The following is a 19,074-nucleotide window of genomic DNA, read 5'->3' as shown; positions in this document are numbered from 1 at the left end:
GCGCCGATCAGCGCACCCCGAAGGCGCGGAGCACTGTCTGCTTGACCGAGTTGCCCGAGCCGTCGCTGGCGTCGGCCCGCAGGGACACGTACGTCGCGCCCTTCGGCGCCCGCACCTTAGCCGTCCAGGACCCGTCCTTCGCACGGTCCAGCGCCTGCTTCTGCCAGTGCGCGCCATCGTCGTACGAGATCTCCAGGCGGACCGGCCGGATGCTGCCGCAACCGGTGGCGCCGGGCAGATGCGCGGCGGCGACGGTCAGGTCGGTCCGGCCCTTCGCGGTGCCGGCGGCGTCGGTGTCGACCCCGTAGTCGAGCTGGAGCAGCGGCAGGACGCTCGACTCCACCCCGGCGGCCGGTGCCTTCGACCGGAACGTCCACTCGGTGGTGGTGCTTGTGGAATACCGGCCGACGGTCGGGTCCTGGGTGGTCCCCACCACCAGGCGGTACGGCCGGTCGGCCGCGCTCGGCGCGGTGCCGCTGATCCACGTGCTGGTGCTCTCGCCGAGCAGCGTCGGGCCCTGGTAGAGCTTGTTGGTCTGCCCTGCGGCGCTCATCGCCATGCCGACGTGGTCGGCGCCGCCCCAACCGGGCACGTCGAGGTTGAGCGTGTCGCCGGTGCGGGTGGGCAGTTTGAAGTTGTTGTTCAGGTGCGGTCGTTCGATCGGCTCGAAGAACTGCTCGGTGCCCCTGCTGCCGGCGCGGAAGCTGGTCCGGGGGTCGATCTGGTACGTCGCGGAGTCGAGGTACGCCTCCTGACCCCAGGTGTACAGGTCGCCGGTGGACACCCAGTCGGTGCGGACCGCGGCGAGCGGACGGTTGCTGGTCTGGCCGATGCCCCAGTTGTTGTACGACGGCCAGTCGAACCGGAACTCGCCACCCCGCGCCTGCGGCGTGGGAACGTTGAAGCCGACGTCGATCCGGGCCAGCGTCTTCGGGGTCTCGGCCCGGCTGAGGTCGCGCGGAATCCTGTTGTGGTATGCCTGGACCAGGTCGTACACGTAGTCGGCGACCGGCTGCGAGACCACCTCGACAGTCGTGGATCCGCGCTGGATCTGCCGGATCAACGCCTCACCCTCGTCGGTGCTGAGCATCGCCACCTCGATCGGGGTGGGGGTGAAGAAGTCGACCCGGTAGTCACGGACCTCGCGCCAGGGGAAGTCGTTGACCACCAGCATCATCTTCGCCCCGGCGGCGGTCGCCGCGGCGGCCTGCTCGGAGTCGCTGACCGCCCAGTTGCGCCGGACGACTGCCACCGCGCCCCGGGCGTTCAACCCGGCGTAGTCGCTCGCCGCACCGTTGCCGGCGAAGACCGTCGGCAGGGTCCACCTGCCCTTCGGCAACTGGGTGGTGCCCTGTTGACGCACCACGTCGTCGAAGTTCACGGTCGTGGTGCCGACGGTCAGCACCGGCTGCTCCTTGCGCCACCGGGCACCGACGTAGAAGTCGCCGTGTCGCACGTCCCTGCTGGTGGGTTGCGCCCAGAAGCTGTCGAAGAAGACGCCACCGGCGATGAACGAGCGCCACCGGCCCTCGCCCTGGGACCGGTAGTAGTCGAACCGGGTGAAGGTGTCGGCGGTCTGCTGCGGCACCGACGACTCGACCCGACGGGCCGACTTGCCGTCCAACCTGACAGTGGTGTCCGCGCGCAGGTCGATGTCGGGGTTGCCGAGCAGCGCCACGCCGAGCGAGTTCGGGCCGTGGCTGCCGGTGACGTTCAGGAAGCTCATTGCCGAGTAGACGCCCTCGGGCAGGTAGAGCTGCGCGGTGCCGTTCGCGTCGGTCTCCACGAAGGCCGGCTCGTAACTGCCCGGCTGGCCCAGCTCGATCATGCCGGGGGCCGGCTTGCCGGCCCGGTCGGTCATCTCCAGGCGGAGCAGGTGGTACGGCGTGAACGTGCCGACCGCGACGGCGGTGCGGGCCAGCACGGCCCGGTCCGGCCCGATGGCGACGACCTGACCGGTGTACCGGCTGCCGGCGCTGGCCCGGGAGGTGTCCGTGGTCAGCGTGACCGTGGCGGTGCCGTTCGCCGGCACGGTGAGCTGCGTTGCGGACAGGCGGAACAACCCGGCCGGCACGCCCGGCGCGTCCACCGACACGCCCAGCGTGATCGGTTGGCCGGTGGTGTTGGTGTACGTCACCGGGTGGGTGGCTTTCGTGGTGTCCTTGCCCACGCTGGTGGAGACGGTGCCGGTGGCGACGATCGGGGCGCGGACCGCGGCGGCGACGTCGACCCGGCCGGTGCCGGCCTGGAAGGCGTCGTACTGCGGTGTGGCCTTGGTCGTGCTGACCAGGGCGTCCTTGAGTCGCTGACCCGTCCAGCCCGGATGCTTCGCGGCGAGCAGGGCGGCGGCGCCGGCCACGTGCGGCGCGGCCATCGAGGTGCCGTCCATGCTCTGGTACGAGCCCTCGCCGGGCGCGTACTGGGAGCGGGCCGCGAGCACCCCGACGCCGGGCGCGGTCAGCTCGGGCTTGATGGCCTCGTCGCTGATCCGGGGGCCCTGGCTGGAGAACGGGGCGAGCTGGTCGGCACCGTCGACCGCGCCGACGGTCAACGCCGCGTCGGCCGCGCCCGGTGCGGAAACACTGCCGGGCAGGCCGGCGTTGCCGGCGGCGATGACGAACAGGGCACCGGTCTCGGCACTGAGCGTGTTGACCGCCTGGCTCATCGGGTCGGTGCCGTCGCTGGGCTGGTTGGAGCCCAGGCTCATGTTGACGACGCGGGCGTCGGCCTCCCGGGCCGCCCACTCCATGCCGGCGAGGATCCAGGAGTCCATCCCGTAACCGTCGTCGCTGAGCACCTTGCCGATGGCGAGCCGGGCGTCGGGGGCGACACCCTTTTCGTGGCCACCGGAGGCGGCGCCGGTGCCGGCGATGGTGGAGGCGACGTGGGTGCCGTGCCCGACCCGGTCGGTGATCTCCTCGCCCGGCACGAACACGGCGGACGCGCTGATCCGGTCGGTCAGGTCCGGGTGGGCCGCGTCGATGCCGGTGTCCAGGACGGCAACCCGCACGCCCGTACCGGTGTCGCCGCCGGCCCAGACTCCGGGAGCGCCGATCTGCGCGGTGGTGTCGGCGAGGTCGGCGCGTACCCGCCCGTCCAGCCAGATCTTGGCGATCCCGCCGGAGAAGCGTCCCTTGTCGTCGGTCGCGACTGTCGCCTTCGCGGTGGGAGCGGCCGTGATGGCGGCCCAGAACTCGTCGGCCCGGTCGCGGTCCTCGCGCAGCGCGGCACCCGAGATGCTGCTCAACGTCCGGGTGCGGGTCGCGCCGGCGGGTGCGGTGGTGGCCCGCAGGCCGGCTGCACCGGCGTCGTACGAGACGATCAGCGGCAGGTGGTCGACCTGCTTGTCGTCGTAACCGTCGGCGATCAGCCGGGTGACGTTGAACAACCGCTTGTCCAGGGTGTTCGCGGCCACGTAGGGCAGCACCGACTGGGGGTAGACGTACAGGTCGGCGCCGGCCTCGACCACCCGCACCGGGGTCGAGGCGCCGTCTGGACGCCGTACGTCGAGGGTGCTGCCGTTGGCGTTCTGGCGGGTGGTGACCGTGTCACCGGTGATCAGGGTGACCGAGTGGGTGCCGGGTGGGGTGGGCAGACTGGTCGCGGGGGCCGGGTTGGCGCCGGGATCGGCCGGGGCTCCGGGTGCGGCGGCCAGGGCGGGGGATCCACCGGTCGCCGCGAGGGCCGTGGAGACCACGGCGGCGAGCCAGGCTCCACGGGTACGCGAGAACGTCACGTGATGTCGTTCCTTACCTCGTCGTCTGTTCGCTGGCGGGTGACAGCTATCGCGACGCTACGCGCGGAAGATCATCTCGTATAGATCCATGGATCAAACCAAGGTCGACACCGATAACTAGCAGTGGAAGGTTAAGCTCCTCCGATCGACCCCACGTTACCGGGAGGTAATCATGTCGGAGGAGCCCCGCGTCGCCATCGTCACCGGAGCCGCACGCGGTATCGGCGCGGCCACCGCCCGGCGGCTGGCCGCCGACGGAATGGCCGTCGCCGTGGTCGACATCGACCAGGCGGCCACCAAGGAGACGGTGGACGCCATCTCCGGTGCCGGCGGGCTGGCACTCGGTGTGGGTGCCGACGTGTCCGACCGTGACCAGGTCGAGGCGGCGGTGTCCCGGATCGCCGCCGAGTTGGGCGCTCCCACCGTGCTCGTCAACAACGCAGGTGTGCTCCGCGACAACCTGCTGTTCAAGATGACCAACGCCGACTGGGACACGGTGCTGGGGGTGCACCTGCGGGGCGCGTTCCTGTTCAGCCAGGCCGCGCAGAAGCACATGGTGGACCGCAGGTGGGGGCGGATCGTCAACCTCTCCAGCACGTCCGCCCTGGGCAACCGGGGCCAGGCGAACTACGCCGCCGCCAAGGCCGGCCTCCAGGGCTTCACCAAGACGCTCGCCATCGAGCTGGGGCCGTTCGGGGTGACAGTCAACGCGGTCGCACCCGGGTTCATCGTCACCGACATGACCGCGGCCACCGCCGCCCGGATGAATGTCGACTTCGAGGACCTCAAGAAGCACGCGGCGGCCGAGATCCCGGTGCGTCGGCCGGGGTTCCCGGAGGACGTCGCCCACACCATCTCGTTCCTGGCCAGCGAGGGTGCCGGCTTCGTCTCCGGTCAGGTCATCTACGTCGCGGGCGGCCCCCGGGACTGACCCGTACTCCCGACGAGGGCGCTCCTTCGCGAAGGGGTGCCCTCGTCGCCGCGTCAGGCGGCGGTGCCGCGGGTGCCGGTCGCGTCAGGCGGCGGTGCCGCGGGTGCGCCAGAGCCAGATCAGGCCGAGCACCGGCAGCACCAGCGGGATGTAGCCGTACCCGCTGCCGAACTGCGACCAGACCGTCTCGTCCGGGAAGAGCTCCCTGTCGACAAGGCTCAGGATGCCGACCGCGACCACCCCGACCAGCTCCACGGAACAGCACGCCAGCGCGACCCGTCGGCCGGTGTGCCCGGCGCGGGCCAACCCCACCGCCGCCACGATGTAGATGAGTGCGGCCACCCCGGACAGCAGATAGGCCACCGGCGCCTCGTCGAACTTGGTGGCGAGCTGTAGGCCCGCCCGACTCGTCGCCGCGATGGCGAAGAGCAGGTAGACCGCGATCAGCAGCCGACCCGGGCCGGTGTTCGTCGCGCGGCCAGCCGGTCGGGTCTCACCCACCGAGCACCTCCCAGGTCTGCTGCAACCGGACCACCACCACCGGGGTGACCAGGCAGACCGCACAGACGATCGCCGAACCCCAGCGGGTCGGCTCCATCCGGGCCAGCACCCACGCCAGCGGCGGCAGGCAGACAAGCGTGACCAGGTAACCGAAGAAGGCGCCTGGCTCACCGGGCCGGTCCCCGCCGCCGACCGCGACCAGGGCCAGCACGCCCACCACGAGCAAGGCCACTTCGAGTACGGCCAGGCCGATGAACTGCACCCGGTCCGGCGGCCGTTGGCGCACCGCCGCCACCAGCGCCCACACCGCCACGAGCAGCGACAGCACGATCGACACCGTCGCGACGATTCCGTCCACCGGTGAGTCGGTGCTCACGCTGGTCACCGGGCCTGCCCGGTCGTTGCCTCGGTCACCGGCACAGCCTACTAACCGCCGTAGTAATCGGATGACCCTGCCTCGCCGGGCGGCCGCCGAGGGTGTCCGTAACGCCCCGGGGGACCTCAGTCGCTGTCCGGCAACCAGTAGACCGAGACGGCCAGGAGCGGCTCCGGTCCGTCGTTCCGGATCTGATGCTGCACCCCGCTGTCGAACGCCACGACGTCCCCGGACCGCAGCACGCTCGTCCGGTCGCCGAAGGTCAACGTTCCGGTGCCGGACACGATGATCCACACCTCGCGCGATCGGTGGACATCGACGTCGCTGGAAGTGCTCGGGGCCACCGACCAGCGAGCAACCTCGAACGGCGCGGGCGCTGCCGACGGAAACGGCAGCAGCGCGAGGTGCACGGGCCCGCCCTCGGCGAAGTCGTACGAGTGCGCGAAGGCGACGGGACCGCTGGTCAGTGCTGAATCGATACTCGCCATGCCATCGAGACTGCCCCGTCGAACCTGCCGCGTCTGGCGGCATTCGGACACGGCGTTGTCGAGGGCGGGCCCGTGGAAACAGGGGTGGGCAGCGTCGATTGGTCGAACCCGCCGCCGTCGTGGCAGGTGGGACGACTAGCGTGGATCACGGCCGTGGCGTTGCCACGGGGTGGGGAAACAGCGGAGGTACACGTGCTGCGGTTCGGTTTGTTCGGCACCGGTCACTGGGCGATCGAGACGCACGGGAAGGCGTTGCACGCACATCCGGACGCGGAACTGGTCGGGGTGTGGGGGCGTAACCCGGAGCGGGCCTCCGCGCTGGCCGAGCGGTACGGGGTGCCCGCCTACGCCGACGTCGACGCGTTGATCGAGCAGTGCGAGGCGGTCGCCGTCGCGCTGCCGCCGGACATCCAGGCCGACATCGCGACCCGGGCGGCCACCGCCGGGCGGCACCTGTTGCTGGACAAGCCGCTGGCGCTCAGCGTGGCAGACGCCGACCGCGTCGTGGCCGCCGCCGAGGAGTCCGGGGTCGCCTCGGTCGTCTTCTTCACCCAGCGCTTCCAGCCGAACGTGACGGCCTTCCTCGCCGCCACCGCCGCCGTCGGCGGCTGGCAGCACGGCCGCACCACCGCCTTCGCCTCGATCTTCCAGGACGGCAGCCCGTACGGCGGCTCGTTGTGGCGCAGGGAGCACGGCGCGCTCTGGGACATCGCCCCGCACGCGCTCTCCATCCTCCTTCCGGTGCTGGGCCGGGTGACCCAGGTCGCGGCGATGGACGGACCGAGCGGGATGGTGCACCTGTTGCTCACCCACGAGGGAGGAGCCACGAGTAGCGCCTCGCTGTCCCTGGACGCCCCGACCGAGTCGATGGCCCGGGAGTTCGTCTTCTACGGCGAGAACGGCATCGAGACCGTGCCGTTCGGCGAGAACGACGCCGCAACAGCGTTCGGCGTCGCCATCGACCAGCTCGTCGAGCAGGTGCGAGCCGGCACGCGCGACCACCGCTGCGACGTCCGCTTCGGCCGTGAGGTCGTCGGCATCCTGGCCGCCGCCGAAACCGCCCGCACCGAATCCCGCACCATCCCCATCCCAACCCCCTAACCAACCCGGTGATCATGAGGTTAGCGGCGGCGACACGCCGAGCCGGACGGCGCTAACCTCATGATCACCGAGGTCAGGTGGGGGTGGTCAAGGCGGCGTTCAGTTCGTCTGGTGAGTTGAACTGTTCGGGCGGTAGTGCCTGCAACATCTGCAACATTTCCGTGCTGGCGCCGTTCTCCTGGCCCCAGCGGATCAGGTCCTCCCGGGAGACCGGGTAGTCGAGTCCGGCCAGGTACTCCTGCAACTGAACGCCGGTGACGGTCATGTCGGCCGGCTACCCGCTCGCGGTGGCCGTACACCGGCTCGGTCGGCACCCACGACGGCCCGGCGGGCGGCGTGTCGGCCCGCGGCGCGCCCACGGTTTGTCCCCGTGGGGGTCGGGTAGCCGCTGGCATGCTGGTTCAGCGGCTCGGCGCGCCGAGCGACTTCGACCCGTTGCTGGAGCGCGTTCGGGACGCCCGGGTGGTGATGATCGGCGAGTCCACCCACGGCAGTTACGACTACTACCGGCTGCGTGAGCAGCTCACCCGTCGGTTGGTCGCGGAGTGCGGCTTCTCCTTCGTCGCGGTGGAGGGTGACTGGCCGGACTGTGACCGGGTGCACCGTTCGGTGACCGCCGCGCCGGGCGGCGCACTCCAACCGCAGCTTGCGCTGGACCAGTTCCAGCGGTGGCCGACCTGGATGTGGGCCAACGCGGAGGTGGCCAGGTTCGCCAGTTGGTTGCGGGCCTGGAACGTGGAGCGGCCGCAGGAGCAACGCGCCGGGTTCCACGGGCTCGACGTGTACAGCCTCTGGGAGTCGATGCAGGCGATCTTCGACTACCTGGGGGAGGAGGACCCGACGTCGCTGGAGGCGGCGCAGGACGCGTACCGGTGCTTCGAGCCGTACGGGAAGAGGGTCGAGGAGTACGGCGCGGCCAGCCGGTTCGTCTCCGCCCGTTGTGAGGAGGAGGTCGTCCGGCTGCTCGCCCGGACCCGTGAACATGCCCTCTCCGACGGCCCGGACCGCTTCTCGGCCTGGCAGAACGCGGAGGTGGTGGCCGGCGCGGAGCGGTACTACCGGGCGATGGTGGCCGGCGGGCCGGACTCGTGGAACATCCGCGACACCCACATGCAGGACACCCTGGACCGGCTGCTGGACCGTTACGGCCCGGACGCCCGGGGCATCGTCTGGGCGCACAACACGCACGTCGGGGACGCGCGGGCCACCGACATGGCCGCGGACGGGATGGTCAACATTGGTCAGTTGGCCCGGGAACGGCACGGCGACGACGCGGTGGCGCTGATCGGCTTCGGCAGCTACCGGGGCACGGTGATCGCCGCACCCCGGTGGGGTTCGCCGCCCGAGCCGATGGTGGTGCCTCCGGCCCGTGCGGGGTCGATCGAGCGGCGGCTGCACGAGCTGATGCCGGACCGGGCGGTGCTGATCTTCGGCGGTGACGACCAGCCCGGCTGGGTGACCGACACCGCCGACCATCGGGCGATCGGGGTCGTCTACGACCCGTCCTTCGAGTCCTGGGGCAACTACGTGCCCACCCGGCTCGGCGACCGCTACGACGCGTTCATCTGGTGCGACGAGACAACCGCTCTGCACCCGCTGCCGGTCCCGGCCGCCTCCGGCGAGATGGAGACCTACCCGGCCGGCGTCTGACGGGATCGGCCGGCCGGGTGGGGTCCCGGGGTCAGACGTGGGTGGGGGTGCGGTCCTCCAGGTGGGTGCGGAGGCCTTCGCCCTCGATGTCGACGTTCGGTAGGGCGCGGTTGAGCCAGCTCGGAAGCCACCAGGCGCGGTCGCCCAGGAGTGACATCACCGCCGGGACGATCGTCATCCGGACCACGAACGCGTCGATGGCGACGCCCACCGCGAGCGCGAAGCCCATCGACTTGATCACCGGGTCCTCCAGGAAGACGAAGCCCCCGAAGACCGACATCATGATCAGCGCGGCGGCGGTGACGACCCGGGCGCCGTGCCCCATGCCGCTGATGGTGGCCTGCCGGGCGGACTTGCCGTGCACGAAGTCCTCCCGCATGCGGGACACCAGGAACACCTCGTAGTCCATGGCGAGCCCGAACAGGATGCCGATCAGCAGGATCGGCAGGAAGCTGATCAGCGGGCCCGGCGTGTCCAGGCCGACCAGGTCGGCGAGGTGCCCCTGCTGGAAGACCGCCACCGTGATGCCGAACGTGGCCGCGACGGTGAGCAGGAAGCCCAGCGCGGCCTTGACCGGCACCAGCAGCGAGCGGAACACCAGCATCAGCAGCAGCACCGAGAGCCCGACCACCAGCAGCAGGTAGACCGGTAGCGCGTCGGAGAGCTTCTCGGAGACGTCGATGCCGATCGCGGTGGCACCGGTGAGTAGCACGTCCGCGTCGCGGATCCCGCCCACCGCGTCGCGGATGTCGTGCACCAGGGTTTCGGTGGCCTCGTCGGTCGGGCCGGTCTTGGGCACCACGCCGAGCAGCGCGGTCCGACCGTCCGGGCTGAGCTGGGGCGGCGCCACCGCGAGGACGTTCTTGGTGCGCTGCAGCAGTGCGGTGACCTGCGGCACGGCGGTCGCGGTGGCCTGTGGCGTGTCACCGGCGACCACCACCGCGAGCCGGCCGGTGAAGCCCGCTCCGAAACCCTCGACGGTCAGGTCGTTGGCAACCCGGGCGGGTGAGCCGACGGCGGCCGTCGCGGCCCCCGGCAGGGCCAGCCTCATGTCCGGCGTGGGCAGCGCGAGCAGGCCCAGGCCGAGCAGACCGACCAGGATGACGGGTACGCGGAAGCGGGTGACCAGCCGTGCCCAGCGGAACCCGAACCGGGACTCGTCCTCGGCGGCCGGCCGGTCGGTGCCGCCGGAGTGGTCGGCGACGGCGCTGGTGTCGGTGCTGGTGCCAGCGCTGGTGTCGGTGCCGTCGGTGGTGACCGCGCGCAGTCGGCGGGGGAGCACCCGGCGACCGGCGAAGCCGAGCAGTGCCGGCTGGAGGGTGATCGCGACGAGGACGGCGACGGTGACCGTGCCGGCGGCGGCGAGACCCATCACGGTGAGGAACGGGATGTTCACCACGGCCAGTCCGGCCAGTGCAATGACCACCGTCGCGCCCGCGAAGACCACCGCGGACCCGGCGGTGCCGACCGCTCGGCCGACCGCCTCCTCCGGGGACAGGCCTTCGAGCAGGTTCTGCCGGTGCCGGGAGGTGATGAACAACGAGTAGTCGATGCCGACGGCGAGGCCGAGCATCAGCGCCAGGATCGGCGCGGTGCCTGTCAACTCGATGACGCCGCTGAGCGCGAACAGGCCGGCCATGCCGACGCCCACGCCGATCAGCGCGTTGAGCATCGTCATTCCGGCGGCGACGAGTGAACCGAACGTGATGATCAGGACGATCGCGGCGACGAGTACGCCGAGCGCCTCGGTGGAGCCGATCTCCGGCTCACCACCCAGCACCTCGCCACCCGGGGCCACCTGCCAACCCTTCGCCTCGGCGGCGGCGCCGACCTCCTCGTACGCGGTGCGCTGCTCGTCGGTCACCTCGTCGCCGCCGCTGGCGAACTGGACCTGGACCAGCGCGTACCGGCCGTTGGGCGAGACCGCGCCGACCTGGAGCGGGTTGACCGCGCCGACCACGCCGGGCAGGGACGAGGCCTCCTGGACCAGCTCCCGCACCACGGCCTGGCCCTCGGGGGTGGCCAGTTGGCCGTCGGCCGGCGCCTTGACCGTGATGGTGCCGGTGGCGCCGCTGGCCGCGGGGAACTGCTCGGCGAGCAGGTCGAGCGCCCGCTGGCTCTCGGTGCCGGGCATCGTGAAGTTGCTCGCCGTCGGGCCGCGCAGGGTCGCCGCGGCCAGGCCGGCGATGACGAGTACGACGAGCCAGAGCGCGACGACGAGTCGTCGCCGGCGCAACGCGCCCCGGCCGAGCCGGTAGAGCAGGGTGGCCATCAGGAGTCCTTGTCCTCGGTCGTGGGTGCTGGGTGCTGGGGTGACTCGACGGGCTCGACGGCCCGCCGGACGAGGGTGAGCAGGGCGGGGCGCAACTCGTCGTCGGGCATGTCGACGAATTCGGCGCACGCCTCGGAGATGCCGGCGAGCAGCACCAGCGCGGCGATCCGGGCGCCGGGGCGGTCGGAGTGCCCGGCCAGCGCGTCGCGCAGCCGATCCGAGATCTGCTGGATGTGCGCGAAGGCCGGCTGGCACAGCAACTCGGGGAACTCGCCGCGCAGCACCGCGATCTCCCGCCGGAACCGGACCGCGAGGTCGACGAAGCCGATCGCCGCGACCTCCTGGGCGGGTGCCCCGGTCAGGCCGGTGAGCCGGTCGTCGAGGTCTCGCAGCACACCGATCGCGGGAGCCATCAGCTCGGCGAGCAGGGCTTCCTTGTTGGCGAAGTGGTAGAGCACGGTGGCCTTGGAGCAGCCGACCTCGCCGGCGATGTCCTGCAGCGAGGTGCCCCGGTAGCCGGTGACCGCGAACCGTCGCGCCGCCGCGGCGAGGATCTCACCGTGCGTTTCGGACACCGCTCTGGCCATCATTGGTCCACCTCCGTGAACCAGCATGCCTGACCGATCGGTCAGATCCTGACCGATCGGTCAGACTCCTGCGGTGGCGTTCCCCACATCCGGGGTTGGTTTACTCGGCGTGCTCGGCGTCGTACCTGGTCCGCGCCTCGGCGATGGCCCGACGGTGCCGCTCGGCCCAGGCGGTCAGCGCGACGAGTGACTCGTACAGCTCCAGGGCCATCGGGGTGGCGGTGTATTCGACCTTGGGCGGAACTGTCGGGTAGACCCGGCGGTGCAGCAGGCCGTCCCGTTCCAGGTTGCGCAGCGTCAGGGTGAGCATCCGGCGGCTGATCCCCTCGATGTGCCGCTCCAACTCGGTGAAGCGCACCGGCCCGTGTGAGGCGGCCACCAGAACGCCGATGCTCCACTTGCCGCCGACCCGGTCGAGCACCTGGCGGACGGTGCACGCCCGAGCCTGACCCGGGGTGAACGGCACGTTCTCGGCCGTGCACGTCACCTCGGCCTGGACCAGCGCGGACACATCGCTGTTCCTCTGGGACATATCAGTGCCTCCTTCCGCTCCGGTTCATGGTCACAGACGATGACCTCGGTAACAAACCGTGCACCAAGGAGGGGGTTTCATGGACCGCGTCGTCCCGTCCCGCTGGCCAGCGCTGCTCGTGCTCTGTGCCGGCAGCCTGATGATCATCCTGGACGGCACAGTCGTGGCGGTGGCGCTGCCCGCCGTACAGCGCGACCTGGGCTTCACCGCCGCCGGCCTGGCGTGGGTGGTCAACGCCTACCTGGTCGCGTTCGGCGGGCTGTTGCTGCTCGCCGGCCGACTCGGCGACCTGCTCGGCCGACGGGGGGCCTTCCTGGCCGGCGTCGCGCTGTTCACCCTGGCCTCGTTGGCCTGCGCGGTCGCCACCGGGCCGGCCCTGCTGGTGGCCGCCCGGTTCGGCCAGGGCGTCGGTGGGGCGCTGGCCATGGCGGTCAGCCTCGGCATGATCGTCCGGCTCTATCCCGAGCCGGCCGAGCGCGCCCGCGCGATCGCCGTCTTCAGCTTCACCGGAGCGGCCGGCGCGTCGGTCGGCACCGTCGCCGGTGGGGTGCTCACCGACGCGGCCGGGTGGCGGGCGATCTTCCTGGTCAACCTGCCGATCGGTGCGGTCATCCTGCTCGCGGCCGTCCGCCGGCTCCCCGCCGAACGGGGTGTCGGCCTGCGGGCCGGCCTGGATCTGCCCGGCGCGCTGCTGGTCACCGCCGGTCTGATGGCCGCCGTGCTGGGCATCGTGGGGACCGGCGAGCACGGCTGGACCAGCCCGCGCACCCTCGGCGCGGCGGCCCTCGCGGTGCTGCTGCTCGGCGGGTTCGTGCTCCGCCAGCGGGTTGCGGCGACCCCGCTGTTGCCGGGTCGGGTGCTGCACGTCCCCGGTCTGGTGGCGGCGAACGCCGTGCAGTTCCTCATGGTGTCCGCGTACTTCGGCTTCCAGTTCCTGCTCGCCGTGGAGCTGCAACTGGTGCTCGGGCTGGACGCGGCCACGACCGGCTGGGCCTTCCTGCCCACGCCGGTGGTGATCGCGGTGGTGTCACTCGGCCTGGCCGGTCGGCTGATCGCCCGCTGGGGCGCCCGGAGCGTGCTGCTGGCCGGGCTGGGCCTGGCCACCGTCGGCTTCCTGCTGCTCGCCCGGCTGCCCGCCGACGGGGCGTACCTCGTCGACGTACTCCCGGCGATGTTGGTCTTCGGGATGGCCGGTGGTCTGACCCTGCCGGCGGTCACCACCCTGGCCATGGCCGGCGCGACCGACACGGACGCCGGGCTCGCCTCCGGCCTGGCCAACACCACCCAGCAGGTCGGTGGGGCGGTCGGCCTGGCCGCGCTGGCCACCCTGGCCGCCGCCCGCAGTGACAGCCTGCGGGCCGCCGGTTGGGACGAGACGGCCGCGTTGGCGGGTGGCTACCGGGTGGCGTTCGCCGTGGCCGCCGGCCTGGTGGTCGCCGCGTTGCTGGTGGCATTGACCACGCTGCCCGGCACCCGACCCGCCCGAACCGGCCGGCAGGGTGAGTTGACCGCCGACACCGAGCCGGTCGGCAGGGCAGGTTGACCGGGGGGCCGTGGGGCCGCGAAGGTGGTCGGGTGAGCGAGGCTGACGAGACCCGGGACGGCGTGGCCCTGACCAACCTGGACCAGCCGCTGTCCGACCGCGACGACGCGACCAAGCGCGACCTGGTCGACTACCTCGACGCGGTCAGCGGGCGGATCCTCCCGCAGGTGCGGGGCCGACCACTGTCGGTGATCCGGGTGCGTCCCGGCCAGCCGCCCTTCATGCAGAAGAACCTGCCCCGCTACACCCCGGACTGGGTCCGCCGGGTGCCGGTCTGGGCGGAGGCGTCGCACCGGGAGATCTCGTACGCCCTCTGCGACGACCGGCGCACCCTGCTCTGGTTCGCCAACCAGCGCGCGGTGGAGTACCACCCGACACTGGCCACCGCGGCGGATCCGCAGCGCCCGACACACCTGGTGCTCGACCTGGACCCGCCGGAGGGCGACGGCTTCCGGGCAGCCGTCGCCGCGGCCCTGCTGGTCCGCCAGGCACTCGCCGACGCCGGCCTGGCCGGTGCGGTCAAGACCAGCGGGGCCAAGGGCGTGCACGTGTTCGTCCCGGTGGCCGACGAACCCACGGCGGAGGAGTTGGCCGCCGCCACCCGGGCGCTGGCCGTCCGCGCCGAGCGGCTCGACCCGGCGTTGGCCACCACGGCGTACATCAAGGAGGACCGGGGTGGCCGGGTCTTCGTGGACGCCACCCGCGCGGGCGGGGCGACGGTGGTGGCCACGTACAGCCCGCGGCTGCGCCCCGGGATGCCGGTGTCCTTCCCGGTCGACTGGGCCGACCTGACCGAGGTGACCCCGGCCGACTTCACCATCCGGACCGCGCCGGCGCTGCTCGGCGACGGCGACCCGTGGGCCGCGCTGATGCCGGCGCCGCAGCCGCTCCCGGCCGACCTGGTCGCCGAGGGCCGGACCATCCCGGTGGCCCGGGTGCAGGCCATGCACGAGGGCAAGCGCCGGGCCCGCGCCCGCCGCGAGGCCGGCTGACCGGGCTCGTCGGCCTGCGCCCGCGCCCGGCGAGCGGTCGATTGTCGGTGGGCTGTGGCACGATTTTCCAGGTGAGCAGCAAACCCGACGCGACCCGGCGACTGGACGACCTCGCGCGGCTGCGCCGCGTCCGCGACCGGATCGACCGGGAGTACGCGTCTCCGCTCGACGTCGAGGCGCTCGCCCGGGGCGCGCACATGTCGGCCGGGCACCTCAGCCGCGAGTTCCGGCTCGCCTACGGCGAATCTCCCTACAGCTACCTGATGACGCGGCGCATCGAGCGCGCGATGGCGTTGTTGCGTCGGGGCGACCTCAGTGTCACCGATGTCTGTTTCACGGTCGGCTGCTCGTCGTTGGGCACCTTCAGCACCCGCTTCACCGAGCTGGTCGGCGTGCCGCCGAGCGTCTACCGGCGGCGGGCGGGGCAGTCGACGGCGGGGATGCCGTCCTGCGTGGCGAAACAGGTGACCAGACCGATCAGGAATCGAGAAGCGCAGGTCACGGAGCCACAACTAGCGTGACGGCCATGGACATCACCATTCACTCGAGCTTCCTCCCGCACCTCGACCCCGATGCCTCGCTGGCCTTCTACCGCGACGTCCTCGGCTTCGAGGTCCGCCTCGACGTCGGCTACGGGGGGATGCGCTGGATCACCGTCGGGCCGGCCGGCCAGCCCAGCACGGCCATCGTCCTGCACCCGCCGGCCGCCAGTCCCGGCATCACCGACGACGAGCGCCAGACCATCCTCGAACTGGTGGCCAAGGGCAGCTACTTCGGCGTCAACCTGGCCACCGCCGACCTCGACGCCACCTTCGCCAAACTGGAGGCCAGTGACGCCGAGGTCGTCCAGGAGCCAACCGAGCAGCCGTACGGCGTGCGCGACTGCGCCTTCCGCGACCCCGCCGGCAATCTGATCCGCATCCAGGAAGTGCGCTGACCCGTCCAACCCCGGCCAGATGGAGACCTGATGAGCACGGCCACCCCGCCGTCCACGCCGCACGTCGCGGACAGCCACGATCTGATCCGTGTGCAGGGCGCACGCGTCAACAACCTCAGGGACGTCAGCGTCGAGATCCCGAAGCGACGGCTGACCGTGTTCACGGGTGTCTCCGGCTCCGGCAAGAGCTCGTTGGTGTTCGGCACCATCGCCGCCGAGTCGCAGCGGATGATCAACGAGACCTACAGCGCGTTCCTGCAGGGCTTCATGCCGACGCTGGCCCGGCCCGAGGTCGACCTGCTGGACGGCCTGACCACGGCGATCATCGTGGACCAGGAGCGGATGGGCGCCAACTCCCGGTCCACGGTCGGCACCGCCACCGACGCCAACGCGATGCTGCGCATCCTGTTCAGCCGGCTCGGTCAGCCGCACATCGGCTCGCCCAACGCCTACTCGTTCAACGTCCCCTCGGTGAAGGCCACCGGTGCGATCACCGTCGACCGTGGCGTCGGCAAGACGAAGACCGAGAAGGCGACATTCACCCGGCTCGGCGGGATGTGCCCGCGCTGCGAGGGCATGGGTTCGATCAACGACATCGACCTGTCGGCGCTGTACGACGACAGTCTCTCGCTCAACGAGGGCGCGATCACGATCCCGGGCTACAGCATGGAGGGCTGGTACGGCCGGATCTTCCGTGGCTGCGGCTACTTCGACCCGGACAAGCCGATCGGCAAGTACACCAAGCGGGAGCAGCACGACCTGCTCCACCGGGAGCCCACCAAGATCAAGATCGATGGGATCAACCTGACGTACTCGGGCCTGATCCCGTCCATCCAGAAGTCCTTCCTCGCCAAGGACATCGACGCGTTGCAGCCGCACATCCGCGCCTTCGTGGAACGGGCCGTGACCTTCACGACCTGCCCCGACTGCGACGGCACCCGGCTCAGCCAGGAGGCCCGGTCGTCGAAGATCCAGGGAAAGAACATCGCCGACGCCTGCGCCATGCAGATCAGTGATCTCGCCGCCTGGGTCCGGGGGATCAGGGAGCCGTCGGTGACCCCGTTGCTGGCGGGGCTGCAACACCTCCTCGACTCGTTCGAGAAGATCGGGTTGGGCTACCTGTCGCTCGACCGGCCGTCGGGCACCCTGTCGGGCGGCGAGGCGCAGCGCACCAAGATGATCCGCCACCTCGGCTCGTCGCTCACCGACGTCACCTACGTCTTCGACGAGCCCACGATCGGGCTGCACCCGCACGACATCCAGCGGATGAACGAGCTGCTGCTCCAACTGCGCGACAAGGGCAACACCGTGCTGGTCGTGGAGCACAAGCCGGAGGCCATCGCCATCGCCGACCACGTCGTCGATCTCGGTCCCGGAGCCGGCACGGACGGCGGGACGATCTGCTACGCGGGCACCCTGGAAGGCCTCCGCGCCAGCGGCACCATCACCGGCCGCCACCTCGACGACCGGGCGGCCCTCAAGGAGACGGTGCGTACGCCCACCGGCAAGCTGGAGATCCGTGGCGCGACGGCCAACAACCTCCAGGACGTCGACGTCGACGTCCCGCTCGGGGTGCTCGTCGTCGTGACGGGTGTCGCCGGCTCCGGCAAGAGTTCACTCGTGCACGGCTCGATCCCCGCCGGTGCCGGTGTGGTGTCGATCGACCAGGGCGCGATCCGTGGCTCACGGCGGAGCAACCCGGCCACGTACACCGGACTGCTCGATCCGATCCGTAAGGCGTTCGCGAAGGCCAACGGTGTGAAGCCGGCGCTGTTCAGCGCCAACTCCGAGGGCGCGTGCCCGAGCTGCAACGGCGCGGGTGTCATCTACACCGACCTGGGGATGATGGCCGGCGTCGCCGCACCCTGCGAGGACTGCGAGGGCAAGCGGTTCCAGGCGTCGGTGCTGGAATACCGCTTCGGCGGTCGCGACATCAGCGAGGTGCTCGCGATGTCGGTGACCGAGGCCGAGAAGTTCTTCGGCGCCGGCGAGGCGCGTACGCCGGCCGCGCACGCCATCCTCGACCGGCTCGCCGACGTCGGGCTCGGCTACCTCAGCCTGGGCCAACCGCTCACGACCCTCTCCGGCGGCGAGCGGCAGCGACTCAAGCTGGCCACCCACATGGCCGAGAAGGGTGGCGTCTACGTCCTCGACGAACCGACCACCGGCCTGCACCTGGCCGACGTCGAGCAACTGCTCGGCCTGCTGGACCGCCTCGTCGACGCCGGCAAGTCGGTGATCGTCATCGAGCACCACCAGGCGGTCATGGCGCACGCCGACTGGCTCATCGACCTCGGTCCCGGTGCCGGCCACGACGGTGGTCGGGTCGTCTTCGAGGGAACACCCGCCGACCTCGTCGCCGCCCGTTCCACACTCACCGGCGAGCACCTGGCGGCGTACGTGGGCAGTTGACGGCCGACGTTCACGCCACCGGCGGTCGGGCGTGCCGTGCCGTCGTGGTGGCGAGGACTCCGCAGGTGGCGGTGATCAGACCGAGGGCTGCGGTGCTCGGGTTGACGTACCCGGGCACTGACGAGGTGATGTAGGTACTGCCACCGCTGAGGCGGCACTCGAAGCGCAGCGGCAGGAGGCTGACGTCGTACCCGTTGACCTGGCTCGCCCGCTGCGGCCCGGCCTCCCGACAGGGTTCGATCGGGAAGGAGCCGGCGCCACCGTCCTCCGCCCGTAGCACCGCGTAGCCGAGGTGGAGCAGACCCCAGGCGTACACGGCGACGGCGCCCGCGCCGGCGAGAAGGGCCGCCGCCCGCAGCCAACCCGACCGTTCGCTGCTCCGGAACACCGTGCGGAGCCCACGAACGGTGAGGGTCGTCGCGAGGACGGCCCCACCCAGCGCGGCGAGGAGCAACACGAGAAACAGCATGCCGACATTCTTGATCTTGTTCGATCGTCGACGCCAGTGGGGTGGTCAGGCGGGACTGTTGGCGACCGCGACGTCGAGCACCCAGGTGATGCCGAACGGATCGGTGAGCATGCCGTAGAGGGGCGCCCAGCCGGCAGGTGCGAGGTCGACCACGATTGTCGAGCCCTCACTGAGCTTCTTCCAGTAGCCGGTGATCTCGTCGGCGTCCCCACCCCGGACCGAGACGAAGAACGGGCTCTCGCCCTGGCTCCACGGTCGCACGGACGGCACGTCGTACGCCATGATCTGGAAGCCCTCGGCGGACGTGACCTGACCCCACATGACCTGGTCGGCCTCGGCCGGGTCCTGCACGCTGTGGGCCTCGGCGTAGGTCACCGCGACGAGGTCCCCGCCGAACACGGACCGGTAGAACTCGAGAGCGGCCCGCGCGTTGCCGCGGAGGTTGATGTGCGCGACGGTGTTGATGCTCATTGCTGCTCTCCTGCTACGTGTCGTCAACCCCGTGGCTGCTGCCCGGGGACGAGGGAACGATGACAGCGGTAGCGGT

18 protein-coding genes are annotated in these 19,074 nt (G+C 71.2%); 8 read left to right on the top strand and 10 right to left on the bottom strand.

All coding sequences use genetic code 11. From position 1 onward, the window contains the following. Positions 1-7 precede the first annotated feature (7 nt). The gene (locus ACGFIQ_RS11275) at positions 8-3,736 is read right to left on the bottom strand and encodes a S8 family serine peptidase (protein WP_393242629.1); all 3,729 of its coding nucleotides are present in this window, start codon (positions 3,734-3,736) and stop codon (positions 8-10) included. A 172-nt stretch (positions 3,737-3,908) separates the two neighbouring features. Here ACGFIQ_RS11275 and fabG point away from each other — a divergent pair, with 172 nt between their 5' ends. Next, positions 3,909-4,667: a 3-oxoacyl-ACP reductase FabG gene (gene fabG / locus ACGFIQ_RS11270; protein ID WP_393242627.1), complete on the top strand. Its 759-nt coding sequence runs from the start codon at positions 3,909-3,911 to the stop codon at positions 4,665-4,667. Between the two features lie 84 nt (positions 4,668-4,751). Here the strand turns inward: fabG and ACGFIQ_RS11265 are convergent, their stop codons facing one another. From ACGFIQ_RS11265 to ACGFIQ_RS11255, 3 genes are all read right to left on the bottom strand, one after another. After that, complete coding sequence (locus tag ACGFIQ_RS11265) at positions 4,752-5,168, bottom strand: hypothetical protein (protein ID WP_393242625.1); 417 nt, start codon at positions 5,166-5,168, stop codon at positions 4,752-4,754. Continuing rightward, complete coding sequence (locus tag ACGFIQ_RS11260; protein WP_393242624.1) at positions 5,161-5,553, bottom strand: hypothetical protein; 393 nt, start codon at positions 5,551-5,553, stop codon at positions 5,161-5,163. Before ACGFIQ_RS11260 ends, ACGFIQ_RS11265 begins: the two co-directional genes overlap by 8 nt. Before the next feature lie 116 nt (positions 5,554-5,669). After that, complete coding sequence (locus ACGFIQ_RS11255) at positions 5,670-6,032, bottom strand: cupin domain-containing protein (protein ID WP_393242622.1); 363 nt, start codon at positions 6,030-6,032, stop codon at positions 5,670-5,672. Positions 6,033-6,224: 192 nt separating this feature from the next. Here ACGFIQ_RS11255 and ACGFIQ_RS11250 point away from each other — a divergent pair, with 192 nt between their 5' ends. Next, the gene (locus tag ACGFIQ_RS11250) at positions 6,225-7,133 is read left to right on the top strand and encodes a Gfo/Idh/MocA family protein (RefSeq protein WP_393242620.1); all 909 of its coding nucleotides are present in this window, start codon (positions 6,225-6,227) and stop codon (positions 7,131-7,133) included. A gap of 73 nt (positions 7,134-7,206) precedes the next feature. Here ACGFIQ_RS11250 and ACGFIQ_RS11245 read toward each other — a convergent pair whose 3' ends face one another. Next, complete coding sequence (locus ACGFIQ_RS11245; RefSeq protein WP_393242618.1) at positions 7,207-7,398, bottom strand: DUF2795 domain-containing protein; 192 nt, start codon at positions 7,396-7,398, stop codon at positions 7,207-7,209. 128 nt (positions 7,399-7,526) lie between these two features. Between ACGFIQ_RS11245 and ACGFIQ_RS11240 the strand changes: the two genes are divergently transcribed. Further along, positions 7,527-8,783 carry an erythromycin esterase family protein gene (locus ACGFIQ_RS11240; protein WP_393242616.1) on the top strand — a complete coding sequence of 419 codons (1,257 nt, stop codon included), beginning with the start codon at positions 7,527-7,529 and terminating at the stop codon, positions 8,781-8,783. A 31-nt stretch (positions 8,784-8,814) separates the two neighbouring features. Here ACGFIQ_RS11240 and ACGFIQ_RS11235 read toward each other — a convergent pair whose 3' ends face one another. The 3 genes from ACGFIQ_RS11235 to ACGFIQ_RS11225 all read right to left on the bottom strand — a co-directional run bounded on the left by ACGFIQ_RS11235 (position 8,815) and on the right by ACGFIQ_RS11225 (position 12,174). Then, positions 8,815-11,055, bottom strand: a complete 2,241-nt coding sequence (locus tag ACGFIQ_RS11235; protein ID WP_393242614.1) for an MMPL family transporter — start codon at positions 11,053-11,055, stop codon at positions 8,815-8,817. Next, positions 11,055-11,642, bottom strand: coding sequence for a TetR/AcrR family transcriptional regulator (locus ACGFIQ_RS11230; protein WP_393243187.1), 588 nt, complete (start codon positions 11,640-11,642; stop codon positions 11,055-11,057). Before ACGFIQ_RS11230 ends, ACGFIQ_RS11235 begins: the two co-directional genes overlap by 1 nt. Before the next feature lie 100 nt (positions 11,643-11,742). Beyond that, positions 11,743-12,174 carry a helix-turn-helix domain-containing protein gene (locus ACGFIQ_RS11225; protein WP_357066816.1) on the bottom strand — a complete coding sequence of 144 codons (432 nt, stop codon included), beginning with the start codon at positions 12,172-12,174 and terminating at the stop codon, positions 11,743-11,745. A gap of 79 nt (positions 12,175-12,253) precedes the next feature. On the opposite strand from ACGFIQ_RS11225, the gene ACGFIQ_RS11220 reads away from it, so the two are divergent. The 5 genes from ACGFIQ_RS11220 (at position 12,254) to ACGFIQ_RS11200 (ending at position 18,058) form a co-directional block, all read left to right on the top strand. Continuing rightward, positions 12,254-13,717 carry an MFS transporter gene (locus tag ACGFIQ_RS11220; protein ID WP_393242612.1) on the top strand — a complete coding sequence of 488 codons (1,464 nt, stop codon included), beginning with the start codon at positions 12,254-12,256 and terminating at the stop codon, positions 13,715-13,717. Positions 13,718-13,749: 32 nt separating this feature from the next. Further along, positions 13,750-14,709 (top strand): DNA polymerase domain-containing protein, encoded by a 960-nt coding sequence (locus ACGFIQ_RS11215; protein WP_393242610.1) that lies wholly within the window; start codon positions 13,750-13,752, stop codon positions 14,707-14,709. 71 nt (positions 14,710-14,780) lie between these two features. Next, positions 14,781-15,230: a helix-turn-helix transcriptional regulator gene (locus ACGFIQ_RS11210; protein ID WP_393242608.1), complete on the top strand. Its 450-nt coding sequence runs from the start codon at positions 14,781-14,783 to the stop codon at positions 15,228-15,230. 5 nt (positions 15,231-15,235) lie between these two features. Beyond that, positions 15,236-15,646, top strand: coding sequence for a VOC family protein (locus tag ACGFIQ_RS11205; RefSeq protein ID WP_357554848.1), 411 nt, complete (start codon positions 15,236-15,238; stop codon positions 15,644-15,646). 30 nt (positions 15,647-15,676) lie between these two features. Next, positions 15,677-18,058, top strand: a complete 2,382-nt coding sequence (locus tag ACGFIQ_RS11200) for an ATP-binding cassette domain-containing protein (RefSeq protein WP_393242606.1) — start codon at positions 15,677-15,679, stop codon at positions 18,056-18,058. Positions 18,059-18,068: 10 nt separating this feature from the next. On the opposite strand, the gene ACGFIQ_RS11195 is transcribed toward ACGFIQ_RS11200, so the two are convergent. Next, a complete protein-coding gene (locus ACGFIQ_RS11195) occupies positions 18,069-18,527 on the bottom strand; it encodes a hypothetical protein (RefSeq protein WP_393242604.1) in 459 nt (152 codons plus the stop codon). Between the two features lie 45 nt (positions 18,528-18,572). Then, positions 18,573-18,998, bottom strand: coding sequence for a VOC family protein (locus tag ACGFIQ_RS11190; RefSeq protein ID WP_393242602.1), 426 nt, complete (start codon positions 18,996-18,998; stop codon positions 18,573-18,575). Positions 18,999-19,074: the final 76 nt, after the last annotated feature.

This window comes from Micromonospora sp. NPDC048898, assembly GCF_043198035.1.
In the GTDB taxonomy this organism is placed as follows: Bacteria; Actinomycetota; Actinomycetes; order Mycobacteriales; family Micromonosporaceae; genus Micromonospora.
This window is presented reverse-complemented; position numbering and strand designations above follow the sequence as displayed.